General features: G+C 56.9%; 14 protein-coding genes. 9 read left to right on the top strand and 5 right to left on the bottom strand.

Annotated features, from left to right (window positions below; genetic code table 11):
* The first annotated feature begins 51 nt into the window (after positions 1–51).
* Together RCI_RS11170 and RCI_RS11165 are read left to right on the top strand one after the other, a co-directional pair.
* The gene (locus tag RCI_RS11170) at positions 52–1,548 is read left to right on the top strand and encodes a carboxypeptidase M32 (protein WP_012036546.1); all 1,497 of its coding nucleotides are present in this window, start codon (positions 52–54) and stop codon (positions 1,546–1,548) included.
* 198 nt (positions 1,549–1,746) lie between these two features.
* On the top strand, positions 1,747–2,904 hold the full coding sequence (locus RCI_RS11165) for an AI-2E family transporter (protein ID WP_012036545.1): 1,158 nt from the start codon (positions 1,747–1,749) through the stop codon (positions 2,902–2,904).
* Between the two features lie 24 nt (positions 2,905–2,928).
* Here RCI_RS11165 and RCI_RS11160 read toward each other — a convergent pair whose 3' ends face one another.
* A complete protein-coding gene (locus tag RCI_RS11160) occupies positions 2,929–3,117 on the bottom strand; it encodes a hypothetical protein (protein ID WP_048198501.1) in 189 nt (62 codons plus the stop codon).
* A 47-nt stretch (positions 3,118–3,164) separates the two neighbouring features.
* Here RCI_RS11160 and RCI_RS11155 point away from each other — a divergent pair, with 47 nt between their 5' ends.
* Together RCI_RS11155 and RCI_RS11150 are read left to right on the top strand one after the other, a co-directional pair.
* The gene (locus RCI_RS11155; protein ID WP_012036544.1) at positions 3,165–4,322 is read left to right on the top strand and encodes an AI-2E family transporter; all 1,158 of its coding nucleotides are present in this window, start codon (positions 3,165–3,167) and stop codon (positions 4,320–4,322) included.
* Between the two features lie 96 nt (positions 4,323–4,418).
* Positions 4,419–5,030, top strand: a complete 612-nt coding sequence (locus tag RCI_RS11150; protein ID WP_148266605.1) for a DUF2085 domain-containing protein — start codon at positions 4,419–4,421, stop codon at positions 5,028–5,030.
* Between the two features lie 297 nt (positions 5,031–5,327).
* Here RCI_RS11150 and RCI_RS11145 read toward each other — a convergent pair whose 3' ends face one another.
* Positions 5,328–5,885, bottom strand: a complete 558-nt coding sequence (locus tag RCI_RS11145) for a DUF2085 domain-containing protein (RefSeq protein ID WP_012036542.1) — start codon at positions 5,883–5,885, stop codon at positions 5,328–5,330.
* Positions 5,886–6,089: 204 nt separating this feature from the next.
* Here RCI_RS11145 and RCI_RS11140 point away from each other — a divergent pair, with 204 nt between their 5' ends.
* Together RCI_RS11140 and RCI_RS11135 are read left to right on the top strand one after the other, a co-directional pair.
* The gene (locus tag RCI_RS11140) at positions 6,090–7,145 is read left to right on the top strand and encodes a type II glyceraldehyde-3-phosphate dehydrogenase (protein WP_012036541.1); all 1,056 of its coding nucleotides are present in this window, start codon (positions 6,090–6,092) and stop codon (positions 7,143–7,145) included.
* A gap of 43 nt (positions 7,146–7,188) precedes the next feature.
* Positions 7,189–7,455: an acylphosphatase gene (locus tag RCI_RS11135; protein ID WP_012036540.1), complete on the top strand. Its 267-nt coding sequence runs from the start codon at positions 7,189–7,191 to the stop codon at positions 7,453–7,455.
* 33 nt (positions 7,456–7,488) lie between these two features.
* On the opposite strand, the gene RCI_RS11130 is transcribed toward RCI_RS11135, so the two are convergent.
* The 3 genes from RCI_RS11130 to ilvE form a co-directional block, all read right to left on the bottom strand.
* A complete protein-coding gene (locus RCI_RS11130) occupies positions 7,489–7,968 on the bottom strand; it encodes a hydrogenase 3 maturation endopeptidase HyCI (protein ID WP_012036539.1) in 480 nt (159 codons plus the stop codon).
* The gene (locus RCI_RS11125; RefSeq protein WP_012036538.1) at positions 7,969–9,414 is read right to left on the bottom strand and encodes a complex I subunit 5 family protein; all 1,446 of its coding nucleotides are present in this window, start codon (positions 9,412–9,414) and stop codon (positions 7,969–7,971) included.
* A 212-nt stretch (positions 9,415–9,626) separates the two neighbouring features.
* Positions 9,627–10,499 (bottom strand): branched-chain-amino-acid transaminase, encoded by an 873-nt coding sequence (ilvE, locus tag RCI_RS11120; RefSeq protein WP_012036537.1) that lies wholly within the window; start codon positions 10,497–10,499, stop codon positions 9,627–9,629.
* Between the two features lie 196 nt (positions 10,500–10,695).
* On the opposite strand from ilvE, the gene RCI_RS11115 reads away from it, so the two are divergent.
* From RCI_RS11115 to deoC, 3 genes are all read left to right on the top strand, one after another.
* Positions 10,696–11,802, top strand: a complete 1,107-nt coding sequence (locus RCI_RS11115) for a tetratricopeptide repeat protein (RefSeq protein WP_012036536.1) — start codon at positions 10,696–10,698, stop codon at positions 11,800–11,802.
* Positions 11,803–12,064: 262 nt separating this feature from the next.
* Positions 12,065–15,202: an OmpL47-type beta-barrel domain-containing protein gene (locus RCI_RS17060; RefSeq protein ID WP_012036535.1), complete on the top strand. Its 3,138-nt coding sequence runs from the start codon at positions 12,065–12,067 to the stop codon at positions 15,200–15,202.
* An 85-nt stretch (positions 15,203–15,287) separates the two neighbouring features.
* Positions 15,288–15,962: a deoxyribose-phosphate aldolase gene (gene deoC, locus RCI_RS11105; RefSeq protein WP_012036534.1), complete on the top strand. Its 675-nt coding sequence runs from the start codon at positions 15,288–15,290 to the stop codon at positions 15,960–15,962.
* Positions 15,963–15,982 lie beyond the last annotated feature (20 nt).

Raw genomic sequence — 15,982 nt, 5'->3', positions numbered from 1 at the left:
GCCGGGCTTCGCCCGAAAGTTCATGTCTGATTAACCCGAAAGTTGGGGCTAATGCCAGCGAGTAAGGAGTACAAGGAATTCTTAGAGATGGTCAGAGACCTGAGCACGCTTGAGCAGGTTGTCAGCGTTCTCGGGTGGGACGAGCAGACTTACATGCCTTCGGGCGGCGCCCCGGACCGGGCGAGGCAGAAGGCGGCCATTATCGGGATCATTCATGAGCGGCTGACGTCTAAGAAGATGGGCAGCCTGATCAAAGCCCTGAAAAAGCAGGAACTCTCGGCAGATGGCCAGGTGATCCTGCGGGAGACGGAGCGCAAGTGGCAGCGTGCGTCGAGCATGCCTGTGGAGCTCGTCAAGGAGATCGCTCATACCGGCTCCATGTCAGTGGAGGCGTGGGCGAGGGCCCGGAAGGAAAGCGACTTCAAGATCATGGCACCCTGGCTCAAAAAGATGATCGATCTCAAGGTGAAGGAGGCGGAGCACGTGGGTTATGAGGATCGGCCGTACGACGCTCTGCTCGACGAATATGAGCCTTGCATGAGATCGGCGGAGCTGGACGGGCTTTTTTCCCGGCTGAAAGCTAAGCTCGTGCCCGTGGTGGATAAGGTCCTGAACGCTCCAGAGCCGAAGTGTGCCATGCCGTCGGTCCGCTACCCGTGGGACGTGCAGCGCAGGTTCATCACGAACCTGTGCCTCGGGATCGGCTACGACCTGAACTGCGGGCGCATAGATATCTCCGCCCACCCCTTTACCACTGGTTCGGCGAGGGACGTCCGCATCACTGTCAAGTACGAGGAAGAGAATCCAGTCTACGCCATCTTCCCCGCCATCCACGAGACCGGCCACGCGCTGTACGAGCAGGGCTTCAGGGAGAAGTATTATGGCACCCCGCTGGCTGAATCGGTTTCGCTGGGCATCCACGAGTCCCAGTCGAGGCTGTGGGAAAACATCGTGGGCCGCAGCCTGCCGTTCTGGACGTTTTACTATCCACAGATGCAGCTGACCTTCCCGGGCATGAAGAGGCTTTCTCTCAAGGCGTTCCACCGCGGCATCAACAAGGTCAGGCCGTCTCACATCCGGGTGGATGCGGACGAGCTGACTTATAACCTGCACGTCATGCTCCGGTACGAGATCGAGTCCGCTATCTTCGAAGGCAGGCTGAAGGCGGGCGAGATACCTGAGTTCTGGAACGACCGGTTCGAGCAGTACCTCGGTATCGAAGTCCCCGACGATGCCCGGGGCTGCCTGCAGGACGTCCACTGGGCGTGGGGCTCGTTCGGGTACTTCCCCACGTACGCTCTGGGCAACCTGTACGCCGCCCAGCTATGGAACACCGCCAGGCGGAAGATCCCCGGCCTGGAGGACAGGATCGCCTCCGGCGATACGAGAACACTCCTCGACTGGCTCCGGGCCAACGTGCACAGGCACGGTAAACGCTACTGCGCCTCGGACCTGATCGAGAACGCCACTGGCGAAAAGCCTTCCGAGGACCACTTCATTCGCTACGCGAAAGAGAAGTACGGGGAAATCTACGGCATCTCCCTTTGAGGTGATGCCATAGTCTTCCTTTTTACTCCTTTTTGCGATATCACTGGTAGAGTGTTCCGGGCATCCGGGAATATGAGTGCAAGCACTTGAATATGATTTGGTTAAAGCCCATTCGCAAATCAGAGTCAGATTTAACTTCGTAATTCATTTTAAGGCAATTACATAAGGTATTTAACCATTATATGCATTTTTACTGACGTGTCTGGCTTACTGGGGAAGATTTACCGGGCGAAATGGCTTCTGATCGGCATAGCCTTGACGCTGCTGCTGTTCTGGATCATGAGGTCTTTCTTCGATATAGTCGTCTACGGCATCTTCATCTACTATATTTCCCGGCCGATCAAAAACAGGCTGAGCCGGCACATCAGGAACGAGACGCTGCTGGTGACTGCCTGCCTGACTTTGCTGATCCTGCCGCTGATACTCGTCGTGGCCTACACGCTGCTGATCGGCATGTCCCAGCTGCTCGCCGTTGTCGACGACCAGGGGCTGATGTCGGCGATACCGGCAGGGATACTGGCGAACGTCACGGCTTCCTTTTCAAGCATGCACAGCAACCTCTCTGCCGGCCGGCTCACCGAGGTCGATCTCGCTAACCTGACCCCGGAGCAGATGTACCAGGCGCTCTCCGGGTACTCCGGCTGGCTGCCTGAAGTCGAGCAGATCATCATAGCGGCAGGCACGACCTTCGTGGACATACTGTTGAGGCTCTTCCTCGTATTCGTAGTCGCCTATTACCTGCTTAAAGACGACAACCGCCTCAAGGAGTGGTTCTGCAATACTTTCCCCCGGCTGATCGAAGAGCATAACGGTGTTTTCATCAGGTACTGCAAGGCAGTCGATGCTGACCTGCAGGCGATCTTCTTCGGCAACCTGCTCAGCATCGTCATCTTCTCGGTGGTCGCGGCTGTCGTCTTTCAGCTGCTGAGCGTCTTCGCCCCTGTGCCGTCGCTCCAGATCCCCTCCCCAATCCTGCTCGGAATACTGTGCGGCGCCTCTGCACTGCTGCCGGTGATCGGGATGTGGCTGGTAGTTGCGCCGCTGCTGGCCTACCTGGCCATCGGAAGCCTCATGGCCGGCACCCTGATGCCGAACCTTGCGTACTTCCTCGTCATCGTGATCTCAATACTTCTCTTCGTGCAGACGCTGCCCGAACTCCTGATCCGACCATACGTAGGCCACGGGAAACTCCACATAGGCCTCCTCATGTTCGCCTACACCCTCGGGCCCATCGTCTTCGGCATCTCGGGGCTGTTCCTCGGCGCCATCGTCCTCGTCCTCGTCACCCACTACTTCCGCGTAGTGGTCCCCGAGATGGCCAGGGGAGGGCACGAGAAGCATGACTTACACCTGTAAGCCCTGCCAGGGTAGCCCGGACTATTAAGGCTTCTTGAGCAGGTCTTTGGCGCTGACCGGACCCTGCGGGCCCATGGTCTTGCCCACGCATTCTTTGGATTCCCGGGCTTCGTCGATGCACTCTTTAGAGCCGCAGAGGAACCTGCCGAAGTGGGCGCAGGTGGCGTCTTTGCCGCAGATCGAGCATTTCTTGCCTTTAAAAAAGTCGCTCATGGCATCTACATAACTTTTTTAAGGTTTATAAACATTATTATATTCTCGTGGCAGGCTTAATCTCCAAGGTATTCAAGGCCAAATGGCTGCTTCTGGGCATAGCGCTCGTTTTGCTCCTGGTATGGATCCTGCGGCCGTTCCTCGACGTGTTCGTCTACGGCATCTTTGTATACTACATTACCCGGCCAATCAAGCAGTGGCTGAGCCGGTACATAAAGAACGAGGGCATTCTGGTCAGCGTAAGCCTGCTCATGCTGGCGCTGCCCCTGATCATCCTCATCGCCTACACGCTGCTGGTGGGCATGTCCCAGCTGATGGCGGTGGTCAACAGCTACGGGCTGACGGCGGCGCTGCCCTCCGGGCCGCTGACCAACATGACCACGTCGTTTTCCCAGCTGCACAGCAACTTGACCAGCGGCAACTTCACGCTGGAGAGCGTCACGGACATCACCAGGCAGGACTGGTATAAGACGATATCCGGGTACTCCGGTAACCTGCCTCTGCTACAGGCGATCGCTTTTTCCACCGGGAGCACGATCGTAGACATCGCATTCAAGCTGTTCATCATCTTCCTCGTGGGCTTCTACATGCTCAAGGAAGATGCCCACATGCAGCGGTGGTTTGCCGGCACCTTCCCGAAGCTCATGGACGAGCATAACAGGCTGCTGCCCCGGTACGCCAGCGCCGTGGACGCCGACTTGCAGAAGCTGTTCTTCGGCAACCTGCTCAGCATCGTCTTCTTCGCCATCATAGCGGCAGTCGTCTTCGAGGGGCTGAGCATCTTCGCCCCGGTGCCGTCGCTCCAGATCCCCTCCCCCATCCTGCTCGGAATACTGTGCGGCGTTTCTGCGCTCATACCCATCGTGGGCATGTGGCTGGTGGCAGGCCCGCTGTTCTTGTACCTGTTGATCAGCAGCCTGATAGCGGGCACTTTGTTCACCCACTTCGGGTACTTCCTGTTCATGGTCCTCGCCATCTTCGTGTTCGTCCTGACCATCCCGTCTTTCGTGATCCAGCCATTCATGGCTAGAGGCCAGGTACACTCCGGCCTGCTCATGTTCGCGTATGTTCTCGGCCCCCTCGTCTTCGGCATCTCGGGGCTGTTCCTCGGCGCCATCGTCCTCGTCCTCGTCACCCACTACTTCGGCATCGTAGTCCCCGAGATGGCGGCGGAAGGCCAGGAAAGCCACGATTTCGACCTGTGATTGCGATGCCTGCGACTGACATGCCCACAGGCGAGGTGAAAGGATTAAAGATATAAACTATCGCAGACTCTTATTCCGCAGGTGACTTCAGTGGGTATGAAGGCGGAAGATAAGATTGTCGATTTCGTGATGGTATTAGCGAAACACTGGCTGCTAATATTAACAGCGCTTGTCCTGCTCTTCGTCATACCCATCGTAGGCTACCCCTACCTGATGGCCACAGGCAACCCGATTCTACAGTCGATCGCCCACATCATATTCGTCCTATACACGATCACCTGCCACCAGCTGCCCGAAAGGTCACTGTTCTTGTTCGGCTACCAGATGACCGTGTGCTCCAGGTGCTTCGCCATCTACGCCGCGTTCCTCGCCGGCTGCATATCCTTCGCGTTCATTAGAAAGCGGCTCAAGATCTGGAGCTTGAAATATTTCGTCATCCTGTGCATACCCATGGCCATAGACGGCTTCGCCCAGCTGTTCGGCGTACCCCTCCCCAGAGGCATCGGGCCCGGCTTCGAGCTCATCTGGATGGTGGAGAGCACCAGTGAGTGGAGAATTGTCACCGGCGCCATCTTCGGCCTCGCCAGCGCCCTCTACGTACTGCCGTACCTCGAAGAAATATTCAGCAGCGCCCCCTACGTACCCCCGACAAATGCGGGGCAGCAACAACAGCAGCAGCCGGCCGGCCCCGATAACACCGCCAAGTGAAATTTTGAAACCATAGCCCGACACGGCTTTTTTCACCACAGAGGCACAGAGAAACACAGAGAACGGTTCACCACAGAGGCACAGAGAAACACAGAGAGCGATTTTTTATTATAAGGATAAAAGGTCAATCATCTATTAAGTAAATCTCTGTGAGTCTCTGTGAACCTCTGTGCCTCTGTGGTAAACCAGTAGCTCTGTGAACCTCTGTGCCTCTGTGGTAAAATAACCACTTCGTGAACCTCTGCGGTGAGAAAAGGCGAGCAGTACTGTCGTGGTCGGAGGTACCTCTATGGTATTTCATTTAAAGGGCCAGACCATGTTCTTAATGCGCTTGATCACCGAGTCGGTATCCCCGTTGTTTTTGGCCGCCAGGATCAGGTCGATGAGCACGTAGATAAGCGGTAGTGCCCAGACGATGAGGTATGCGTAGCCTAACCCGAATGGGAAGCCGGCGATGAGCCTTAGGAGGTTGGTGCTCTCCCGGAAGCCGAAGAGCTGGGTGAACCCGTCCAGCGCTGTGGGTAAAAACAGCAGGACGAGCAGCACGTAGTTCATCTTGAACTCCTTCGTGCCGTAGCCTTTCAGCCGGAAGAACAGGAGGCCGAGGGCGGTGGCGAGGTATATCGAAGTGTCCCTGGCGCAAACCGGCATCCTGATGTCGTTGAAATAGAGCGTGCGGAAGGGCAGCTGGTGGCACATGTATGAGTAGAACCATCCGAGGAAGTCGCAGATGGCCAGGAAGGTGCCGTTATGTGGTGCTATGGACAGGAGCACCCACGGTAAGAAGATCGATAAGGCTATGATCACGTACGCCCCGACAATGACGTCGAAGATTAGCCGCTTAACGTTGGCCATGCGATAACATAGAGTCGCCTGATCGTATAAATCTATTTAGGGACCGTAAAACCGAAGGCGATATCCAGCATATCAGGCTGGAGTTGCCCTGTTTCTTCGCTTTTATGACGATTACCTTCTTATACTACCGGGTCATACTGTCCTATCGGCTTTTAGTAAAATATAATATCATACGTGTTTAATATATTTGCAAGAGGAGTTTTCATGGCAGACAAGATCAAAGTCGCGCTCAACGGTTATGGTACGATTGGAAAACGTGTTGCAGACGCAGTCATGCGCCAGGATGACATGACACTGGTAGGAATCGCCAAGACTAAGCCGGACTATGAGGCGTACGTCGCCGCTAAGAAGGGCTATGCTATTTACGCCGTAGACCCTGCAAAGGCCGAATCTAAGTTCAAGGCCGCTGGCTTATCCATCGCGGGCTCTAATGAAGAGATGATCAAGAAGGCGGACATCATCGTGGACTGCGCTCCGGAAGGCATCGGCGAGGAGAACAAGAAGCTGTACGAGAAGCTCAACAAGCCCGCCATTTTCCAGGGCGGCGAAGAGCACGAGGTCGCCGGCACGTCCTTCAACGCGGCGGCGAACTACGACCAGGCGATCGGCAAGCAGTTCGTCCGGGTCGTATCTTGCAACACCACCGGCCTCTGCCGTCTCCTGTATGCACTGGACAAGGCCTACGGCATCAAGAAGGTCAGGGCGACCATGATGCGCCGGGGCGGCGACCCGAACGACATCAAGAGAGGGCCTATCAACGCCATCGTGCCCGACCCGATCCACCTCCCGTCCCACCACGGGCCGGACGTGAATACGGTGCTCCCGCACATCAAGATCGACACGGTAGCCGTCAAGCTGCCGACGACTCTGATGCACATGCACTACGTCAACATGAACCTGAACAAGACGCCGTCCAGAGAAGACGTGATCGCCACGCTGAAGCAGTACCCGAGAATCTGGCTCATACCGCCCTGGCTGAACATCAAGTCCACCGCCGACGTCATCGAGTTCGGCCGTGAACTGGGCAGGCCCAGGAACGACATGATGGAGAACGTCATATGGGAAGAGTCAGTCTCTGTGGATAAGGAAGGCGAGCTTAACCTGTTCCAGGCCATCCACCAGGAGTCCGACGTCATTCCGGAGAACATCGACTGCATCAGGGCAATGACCGGCATCGAGAAGGACGGCGCGAAGTCCATGGAGAAGACCAACAAGACGCTTGGCCTCGGCAGCTTCAACCCGTGGAAGCTGAGCCTGTAAGACGCCGGAGATTCCTCCGGCCACTTTTTCTTTCAGGGCGGATATGAAAGCGGTAGACGTGCTGATCTCCGGCCGGGTCCAGAAGGTCGGCTACAGGGCTTTTACCAGAAAGAACGCGCTTTTGCTCGGCATCAAGGGCTACGTCGAAAATATGCCTGACGGTAAGGTGCACGCGGTCCTCGAAGGCGACGATCACCAGATCGACAAGCTGCTGGAACTGCTCCGGCAGGGGCCGGTCGTATCCCAGGTCAGGGACATAAAGGTGACGGAGATAGAGAGAGCGGGGCACCAGGGCTTTGAAGTCAGGTGACTGAACAATCGCCCGGATAGTTTTCAGCCGGGTCTACGCTATCGCATCAAGTATTGTAGTTGCGATCTTTTCTAATGCTTCCCGCATGCCGGGCGATAAGCCTTCCGTGTCCCCGAGGTATCCGGGCTGCACGCCGATTAAGAATACGTCCGCCCCGGTATCCTCTCGCAGATAGTCCATTACGAAGTCCAGCGACAGCGTATGTGAAAACCCTCTCTGGGCGATCTCTTCGCTTTCCACGATGAAGGCGCTGCCGGGCGGGGCGTCCTTGAAAATCAGCGCGTCGATGATGACTATGGCCTTCGGCTTCAGCTTCTTGATCGCTCCCGTGATGTTTTCAGGGGCGCTGCCTGCGTCGATGGCGTGAGGCACCTTTTCAGCCAGCAGATCAATGACCAGCGGCCCGGCGGCGTCGTCGCCCCGGAACCTGTTGCCGACTCCCACAAAGACGATCCGGTCTGCAGGAATGCCTTTAAGGCGGGCTTTCAGGGCTTCGACAAGGTCTTCTGCCATTCATACACCCGTATGCAGCAGCGAGGCGGCCGCCATCTGGATTAAGCCCTCTACGAGTCCGGGGAACAGGCCCAGAATTACGCAGAGCGCCACCATGATCAGGATGGGGAGGAGCATGTACAGGGGAGGGTCGGAGGATTTCTCGAATCCCGGCTTCTCCTTGCCCAGGAAGATCAGGTAGAAGGCCCTGAACAGGTAGGCGAAGGTCACTATGCTGCCCAGTATCTGCAGGTAGGCGAACCACTCGTAGCCCCACCAGAGATGTGCCGCTTCCATCGTCGCCTCTTCTATGGCCCCTTTGCTGACAGCCCCGTTCAGGAAGGGCAGGCCGGCCATGGCGAGTCCTGCGATCGCAAAGCAGATGGCCGTGATAGGCATGCGCTTCCACAAGCCACCCATCTTGTGCAGCTGGCGAGTATTGACGCCGAGGATGAGGGCTCCGGAGATCAGGAACAGGGCGCCTTTGAACAGCATGTGGTTGGTGATGTGGAACAGGGCACCGTAGGCTCCCAGAGTGGTCGCCAGGCCGAGGCCCATGATGATGTAGCCCATCTGGCTGATGCTGGAGTATGCGAGCACCCGTTTCAGGTCTTCCTGGAACAGGGCCATGATCATGCCGACGATCAGGTTGAGGGCGCCGAAGCCCACCACGATGAGCATGAGGGTGTCGAAGCCGGAGGACCCGTAGAACGGGTAGACGGCCCGTATCATGGCGATGACGCTGGCGCTGATGAGGATGCCCGACATGGTGGCGCTGATCGGCGGAGGGGCTTCCGAGTGAGCGGGAGGCAGCCAGATCAGGCCGAGAGGCAGCAGGCCTGCCTTAGTGCCGAACCCGAACAGGAACAGCAGCGCGAGCAGGAACTTGTCACTGTCGGGGATTAGTGACATGCTGGTCAGCACGTCGAAGGAGCCGGTGTGATTGTAGAGGATGAAAGCGCCGTACATGACTAAGAGCACTTCGAAGATGCTGATGGTCAGGTAGACGGTGGCGGCCTGGATCGAGCGTTTGGTTCTCCCGAAGAGGACGAGCACGGCGCTGATGACGGTCGAGGCCTCGAGGAAGATGAGCATGATCACGACATTGCTCGAACAGGCGAGCCCGCTCATGAAGCCCATCATCATCAGGTAGGCGGCAAAGTAGGTGCTGTCATACTGAGGCCTTCGTTTGTAGGCGAAGGAGTAAAACATGACCAGGGTGCCCAGGAAGCAGACGACGGTGCTGATCAGCATGCCTGAGGCGTCCAGCGTTAGCGGCCCGTACGACAGCGGTTTCATGCCCTGGTGTAGCAGGAGCAGGTAGCCCAGGTTGATGGTGAACAGGAAGACGGAGTATACAATAACGAAGGCTTCGAAGGCCTTTTTATAAAACCGGTAGGCTGCGAGCGCGATCAGGGCGCCGATCACCGGCAGGATGACAGGTGCGAGAGCAAGATAGTCGTTCATCGGGCGTTTCCGTCCTCAGCAGATAGTGGTGCCGGCCTTAGCGGTTGGCCAACAGTCAATATATGAGAATCATGGCGTATAAAAGTTCCCCGGAGAAAAGCCCGGAGAAGTGTCCTGCAGGCCGTCAGAAAATATGCCGGATCTCAGTGTGAGAAAGGCTGCTGGCTGAGCATCCGTACCTTCCGAAGGCTCAAAAAAGGTTGTAGGAACGCCTAATAGATGGGCGTTCCGGTAGTCTTCGTAAGCTCTGTGTAAGCCTTCATAAGCTTTCTGGTGATCGGGCCCGGCTTGCCGTCGCCGATGATGCGGCCGTCGATCTTCGTGATGGGGCCGATTTCAGCGGCAGTGCCGGTGACGAAGACCTCGTCTGCGGTATACAGGTCAAAGTAGCCCAGGTTCTGCTCGACAAGCGGAATCCGGTACTTGTCGCAAAGCTCCAGAACGCTGGCCCTGGTGATGCCGTTCAGGTTCTGCTGGATGAAGGGAGTGTAGATTTTCCCGCCCTTGATGACGAAGATGTTGTCGCCCGAGCCCTCGGCCACGTTGCCCCGGACGTCGAAGATGATCGCCTCGTCGCCGCCCTTCTCGTTGGCCTCGATCTTGGCGAGAATGTTGTTCAGGTAGTTCAGCGACTTGATGTTAGTCGGCAGTGCCTCGGAAGCATTGCGCCTGACAGATACGGACACGGCGGTCAGGCCCTTCTCGTACAGGTCGCCGTACATGGCGCCCCAGGTGACCGCGATGATGATGACGCTGGACTTAGCACACTTTCTGGGGTCGAGGCCCAGGTCGCCCATGCCCCGGGTGATGATAGGGCGAATGTATGCGTCCTTAAGTTCGTTCTTTCTCAGCGTTTCCAGGATAGCCTGCTTCATCTCGTCCTTGGAGAGCGTGGGTGTGAGCATGATCGCCTTAGCGCCGTCGTACAGGCGGTCCACGTGCTCATCGAGCTTGAACACCCTGCCGTTGTACGCTCTGATCCCTTCGAAGACACCGTCACCGTATAAAAGGCCATGATCGAAAACCGATATCCTGGCGTTCTCCTTGTCGTAGAACCTGCCGTCGATGTAGATATACTCGGTCATAAAAATACCCTGACAATATTAGCCCCCATCCTTATAACCCTTGTGTAGCCAGAACTATTTTTGTCATAGTCTGAAATAATTCAGGTCTCGCGAACGCCAATGAACACTGTGCTGTCTTTTTGCCTGCAGGACTACGAAAGCCTTTTAACCACCGGGCTGCATACCTTTTATAAAATTTCCGGACGGAAGGTGAAAAATGTCAGCGGAGCCCGCGAACGAACGACAGACGAAGAAAGCCCCGGGTGCAGGGGAGATCCTGAGCAAGGCACTGGAGCTGGTCAGCGCCGGTAAGCTGCAGGACTCTCTGGCGCTGTTCGACAGAGCGATCGAGGCAGACCCGGAGTACGCGGAGTCCCACAACTGCAAAGGCCTCGTGCTCGTGGAGCTGGGGCGGCTCGAGGAGGCTTTCGGGTGCCTGGAGGCTGCGGTCACGCTGTGTCCCGGAAACCCGAAGTACTGGTACAGTAAAAGCCTCCTGTTCAGGAGGCTGGGCATGTACGAGGACGAGGGACAGGCCTGCCTCAAGGCCATTAAAGCCGATCAGAAGTACACGATGGCCTGGTACGGGAGGGCCCGGGCGCTGGCGGCGCTGGGCGAAACCCAGGAGGCCATCGCGTGCCTCGAGAAAAGCATCGAGCTGGAGCCGTTCAACGCGGACATGTGGCAGTACCGGGGCGCCTGCGAGTGCTCCATGGGCGACTTCGACAGGGCGATCCGCTCCTTCGACCGGGCTATCGAGATCAACCCCGACCATGGCAAAGCCTGGTGCGGCAAAGCCGAAGTGCTGGCCAGCATGGGGGACATGACAGGATCGCTGCGGTGCTACGACCGGGCGTCGGCCGTGGCGCCTTCGCTGCCCGACGCGTGGCTGGGGAAAGGCCGCCTGATGCTGCTGTCGGAAAAGTACGAGGAGGCCGCGGGAGCCTTCCGCAAAGCGGCGGAGATAGCGCCCGACCTGTCCGATGCCTGGCTATACCAGGGCTGGGCACAGGAGATGCAGGAGCGGGCCGAAGAAGCGATCGAGGCTTATTCTAAGGCGATAGAGCTCAATCCCGGGAACCATATGGCCTGGTATATGAAAGGCGTACTGCTGGGCAGGATGGAAAAATACGATGCCGCCGTGGAATGCTTTGACGCGGCGATTGAAATATATCCGGATTACGTCGAGGCATGGTACAGGAAAGGGCTGCTGCTGGGCATGGCAGGGCGCCGGGAAGAGGCGGCCGCGTGTATCTCTAAGGCTGTAGAGCTGGACCCGGAGATTTTCGAGAGGATCAGGCAGGAAATGGATAACGAGGCCTGAGCACAGGTATTTTGCTTATTTTGTAGAGGCTCAGGCACATGAGAAATTCAATATTATATCTGCTCGATAGATTTGGCTTACATTTCTGAAATTACGTAATAGTAGTTAGATTTAAATAAGAATAAAACAAATAAACTCTTGCACAGCCAAGGGTTGCTCTCGACACACTTAGATAAGGAAGCCTGGAGCAACGAGGTATCGGATTATTTCCGAATAGAGTATAAATACTGGGGGTATAAAGCTGAAGTTTAGAACACTGGTAGTGGTAGCTGTAGCTATCGCACTATTGGTATCGCTGATGCCGGCCACACTTGCGGCAGACAAGGCAGACAACAAAGCGCCCACTTCCTGGGTCGTAGATGAAGATGAGTATGGGAACAACTGGCATGACAGTACTGTCAGTATTCACATAAAAGCAAAGGATGACAAAAATGTCGATTATATCATGTACAGCATCAATGGAGCGCCGTACATCAAAAAGAAGGGCGATTCGGCCACGTTCGACATAAGCTCAGAAGGCATTAACATCCTGAAATACTACGCGGTAGATAAGGCAGGTAATGTTGAAAGCACTAACACTTTGCAGGTGAGGATCGACCGCTCTGCACCGATCACGACTGCTTCATCATCGGGCACAGGCGGCGTTGACGGCTGGTTCAGAAGCGATGTTGTTATTACACTGACCGCAAATGATGGCGCCGGATCCGGCGTCGATTACATCCGCTATAAGAAGAGCGATGGCAGCTGGAAGAAAGTAAATGGAAACACCGCCAGCTTTTCGGTAACGGGCCAGGGTGTCCACACGATAAAATATTACTCTGTGGACAATGTGGGCAGGGAAGAAGAGGAGAAGACTCTGACAGTCAAGATTGATACCGGCAAGCCGACCATATCGGTCAGCCCGAAACCATCTGCCGGCTGGTACACCAGCAAGCCCACCTTCACTTTCACCTTTGCTGACGACCGCTCCGGCGTTTACCAGCACTCGCCTGCCACTGTAACGCAGGGTGACACCACCGGCACTGAGATCCTGGCATGGGTTACAGACAAGGCAGGCAACAGGGAGGAGAAGAAGTTCACCGTTAAAGTAGATACGACCGCCCCATCCATCTCCGGCGCCCCGGACCGTGCGCCTAACGCTCAGGGCTGGTACAAGGCCCCGGTGACCGTAACCTTCACCGCTTCGGACGCTACCTCTGGCATTGCCACGGTCAATCCGGCAAGCACAACCCTGTCGGGCGAGGGGGCCGGCCAGTCGGCTTCGAGCACCGCTACGGATAAAGTGGGCCACACCGCGACAGCCACAGTTAGAAATATTAATATCGACATGACCGCACCGGTCACCACTCACAGCCTCTCCGGAACCATCGGCAGCGACGGCTGGTACACCAGTGACGTGACCATGACCCTGTCGGCAAGCGACGGGCTCTCAGGCGTCAAGGGTATTGAGTATAGTACCGACGGCACCACCTGGACCGCGTACACTGCGCCTGTGACGTTCTCCGCGGAGGGCGTAACCACGGTGTACTACCGCTCTATCGATAACGCCGATAATCTCGAAGCGAACAAATCGGTGACCTTCAAGTCAGACAAGACTCAGCCTTCGACCACTCTGACGCTGTCCAGGCCCGCTGACAGCAGGAAATGGTACAACGCCCCTGTGGACATATCGTTCACGGCAGAGGACGCAACCTCTGACGTAAAGACCATATACTACCAGCTTGTCGTCAATGGCGTAGCTGGAAGCTGGATGACCTACACCCCGGGCACCTCCGTGAACATAGCTTCGGAAGGCAACACTTCTGTAAAGTACTATTCGGTGGACAATGCGGGTAATGAGGAAGATAAGAAGAGCAAGGTTATCCGGATCGATACCGTAAAGCCGACGATCAGCGTGAGCCCGGCTCCGTCTGCAAGCTGGTACACTGGTTACCCGGCGTTCCATTTCACCTTCGAGGATAGCACCTCGGGCGTCTTCCAGCATTCGGCTTCCGACGTAACCGTGAGCACTGACTCGACCGGGTACGAAGTTGTCGCCACTGCAACTGACAGGGCGGGCAACTCCGAAGAGATGAGGTTCACCGTCAAGGTAGACACGACTGCTCCAACCATCTCCGGCACCCCGGACCGCGCTCCGAACGCTCATGGATGGTACAAAGCCCCGGTAACTGTGACCTTCACCGCTGCCGATGCGACCTCCACGGTTGCCTCGATCAGCCCCGAAAGCAGGACTTTCAGCGACGAGGGAGCAGACCAGTCAGTAACCAGCACTGCGACAGACGTTGCAGGCAACACTGCCACGGCCACTGTCGACAACATCAACATCGACATGACTGCACCCGCAACCGGCTACCGCCTCTCGGGCACCACCGGCAGCGACGGCTGGTACAGGGGCGACGTGACTATGATTCTGTCGGCAAGCGACGGGCTCTCGAGAGTCAAGGGTACTGAGTACAGCACCGACGGCACCACCTGGACGGCATACACCGCGCCGGTAGTATTCTCTGTGGAGGGCGCGACCACGGTATACTACCGCTCTATCGATAATGCTGACAACGTCGAAGAGGCCAGGTCGGTTACCTTTAACATTGACAAGACTGCCCCGGTCTCGAGCGCGTCTCTGGTCGGCATAGTGGGCAACAACGCGTGGTACGTGTCTGACGTGGTAGTGACCTTGTCGGCCATGGATGCCGGCTCCGCCGGTCTAAGGGCTATCGAGTACAGCCTTGACAATGGCGTAACCTGGACAACGTACACCGCCCCTGTGACCGTATCGGCTGACGGCGTGACCACCGTTGAGTACAGATCGGTGGACAACGCGGGTAACGTGGAAACCGCGAAGCAGTTCAGCTTCAAGGTAGACAAGACAGCGCCTGAGCTGTCCGGCAAACTGGACGGCCCCAGGAGCAGCCTCGGCTGGTTCGAAGGGGACGCGGCCCTGACGGTCACCTCCAGTGATCTGACCTCAGGCCTCAGCAGCGTGATGTACAGCATCGACGGGTCTGAGTGGAAGGTCTACACCGGACCGGTGACTGTTCCGTACGGTGGCTCGCACTACGTGTACTATGGCGCCATTGATAACGCGGGTAACACGAAGAACGGCTCCAGCTTCGCCTACTTCCCGCCTGGCACCATCCAGTACGTGTGGAGCATAATCTCCCCGACCGCGACGCCAACTCCTACCCCGACGCCGACGGTAACTCCGACTCCGGAGATTACTCCGACGCCGGAAGTTACCCCGACCCCGGAGATCACTCCGACACCGACGGTTACGGCCACCCCGGAGCCGACGACCACGGCACAGACCCAGCCGGGCGACAACTTGTGGATGTACGCCCTGTTCCTCGCGGTGTTAGTACTGGGCGGCCTGGGAGCCTACTACTTCGGAATAAGGAAGTAAACTAAGTTTGAGATGAGGCACCGTGCCTCATCCCTTTTCTATTTTACCGAAAGCCATTTTAGCTATTGATCGCCTATTCCTGTTCATGGAAAACAGGGACATCGCCAGGCTCATCGATCACACGCTGCTCCGGCCGGACGCCACTCAGGAGGACATTGAAAAGCTGTGCGCTGAAGCAGTCGAGTACGGCTTCGCCTCCGTCTGTACCGCGACCTGCTGGACTTCCTTTGTCCGGGAGTACCTCGACGCGCATAACTCGCCGGTGAAAGTGTGCTCCGTGGTCGGCTTCCCGTTCGGATCTGCGCTGACGGACGCAAAGAGAGAGGAGACCTGGGACGCAGTGGAATACGGCGCGGACGAGATCGACATGGTGATCAACGTCGGGTACCTGCGCTCGGGGATGCTGGACCTGTTCGAGAAGGACATCCGGACAGTCGTCAAAGTGTCGGGCTCGGCCGCAGTCAAGGTAATCATAGAGACATGCTACCTGACCGACGAGCAGAAGGTTCTCGCCGCCAGGACAGCTAAAAAGTGCGGGGCGGCGTTTGTCAAGACCTCCACTGGATATGGCCCCTCAGGTGCCAGGCTGGAGGACGTGCGGCTGATCCGGGAGGCGGTGCCGGACATACTGATCAAGGCGTCAGGGGGAATCCGGACCTACGAGCAGGCAAAAGCATTTACGGAAGCCGGAGCTTCCAGGATTGGCACCAGTTCTGGAATCGCCATCGTGACGGGCGCCCGGGGCGAAAGCAGCTACTAGGTATTAAAGCTTTCCCGATA

The organism is Methanocella arvoryzae MRE50 (assembly GCF_000063445.1).
Lineage (GTDB): Archaea > Halobacteriota > Methanocellia > Methanocellales > Methanocellaceae > Methanocella_A > Methanocella_A arvoryzae.
This window is presented reverse-complemented; position numbering and strand designations above follow the sequence as displayed.

Coding starts and splice junctions, on each gene's coding strand:
- RCI_RS11170 (WP_012036546.1), top strand. CDS start 52: ATGCCAGCGAGTAAGGAGTACAAGGAATTCTTAGAGATGGTCAGAGAC.
- RCI_RS11160 (WP_048198501.1), bottom strand. CDS start 3,117: ATGAGCGACTTTTTTAAAGGCAAGAAATGCTCGATCTGCGGCAAAGAC.
- RCI_RS11150 (WP_148266605.1), top strand. CDS start 4,419: ATGAAGGCGGAAGATAAGATTGTCGATTTCGTGATGGTATTAGCGAAA.
- RCI_RS11145 (WP_012036542.1), bottom strand. CDS start 5,885: ATGGCCAACGTTAAGCGGCTAATCTTCGACGTCATTGTCGGGGCGTAC.
- RCI_RS11140 (WP_012036541.1), top strand. CDS start 6,090: ATGGCAGACAAGATCAAAGTCGCGCTCAACGGTTATGGTACGATTGGA.
- RCI_RS11135 (WP_012036540.1), top strand. CDS start 7,189: ATGAAAGCGGTAGACGTGCTGATCTCCGGCCGGGTCCAGAAGGTCGGC.
- RCI_RS11130 (WP_012036539.1), bottom strand. CDS start 7,968: ATGGCAGAAGACCTTGTCGAAGCCCTGAAAGCCCGCCTTAAAGGCATT.
- RCI_RS11125 (WP_012036538.1), bottom strand. CDS start 9,414: ATGAACGACTATCTTGCTCTCGCACCTGTCATCCTGCCGGTGATCGGC.
- ilvE (WP_012036537.1), bottom strand. CDS start 10,499: ATGACCGAGTATATCTACATCGACGGCAGGTTCTACGACAAGGAGAAC.
- RCI_RS11115 (WP_012036536.1), top strand. CDS start 10,696: ATGTCAGCGGAGCCCGCGAACGAACGACAGACGAAGAAAGCCCCGGGT.
- deoC (WP_012036534.1), top strand. CDS start 15,288: ATGGAAAACAGGGACATCGCCAGGCTCATCGATCACACGCTGCTCCGG.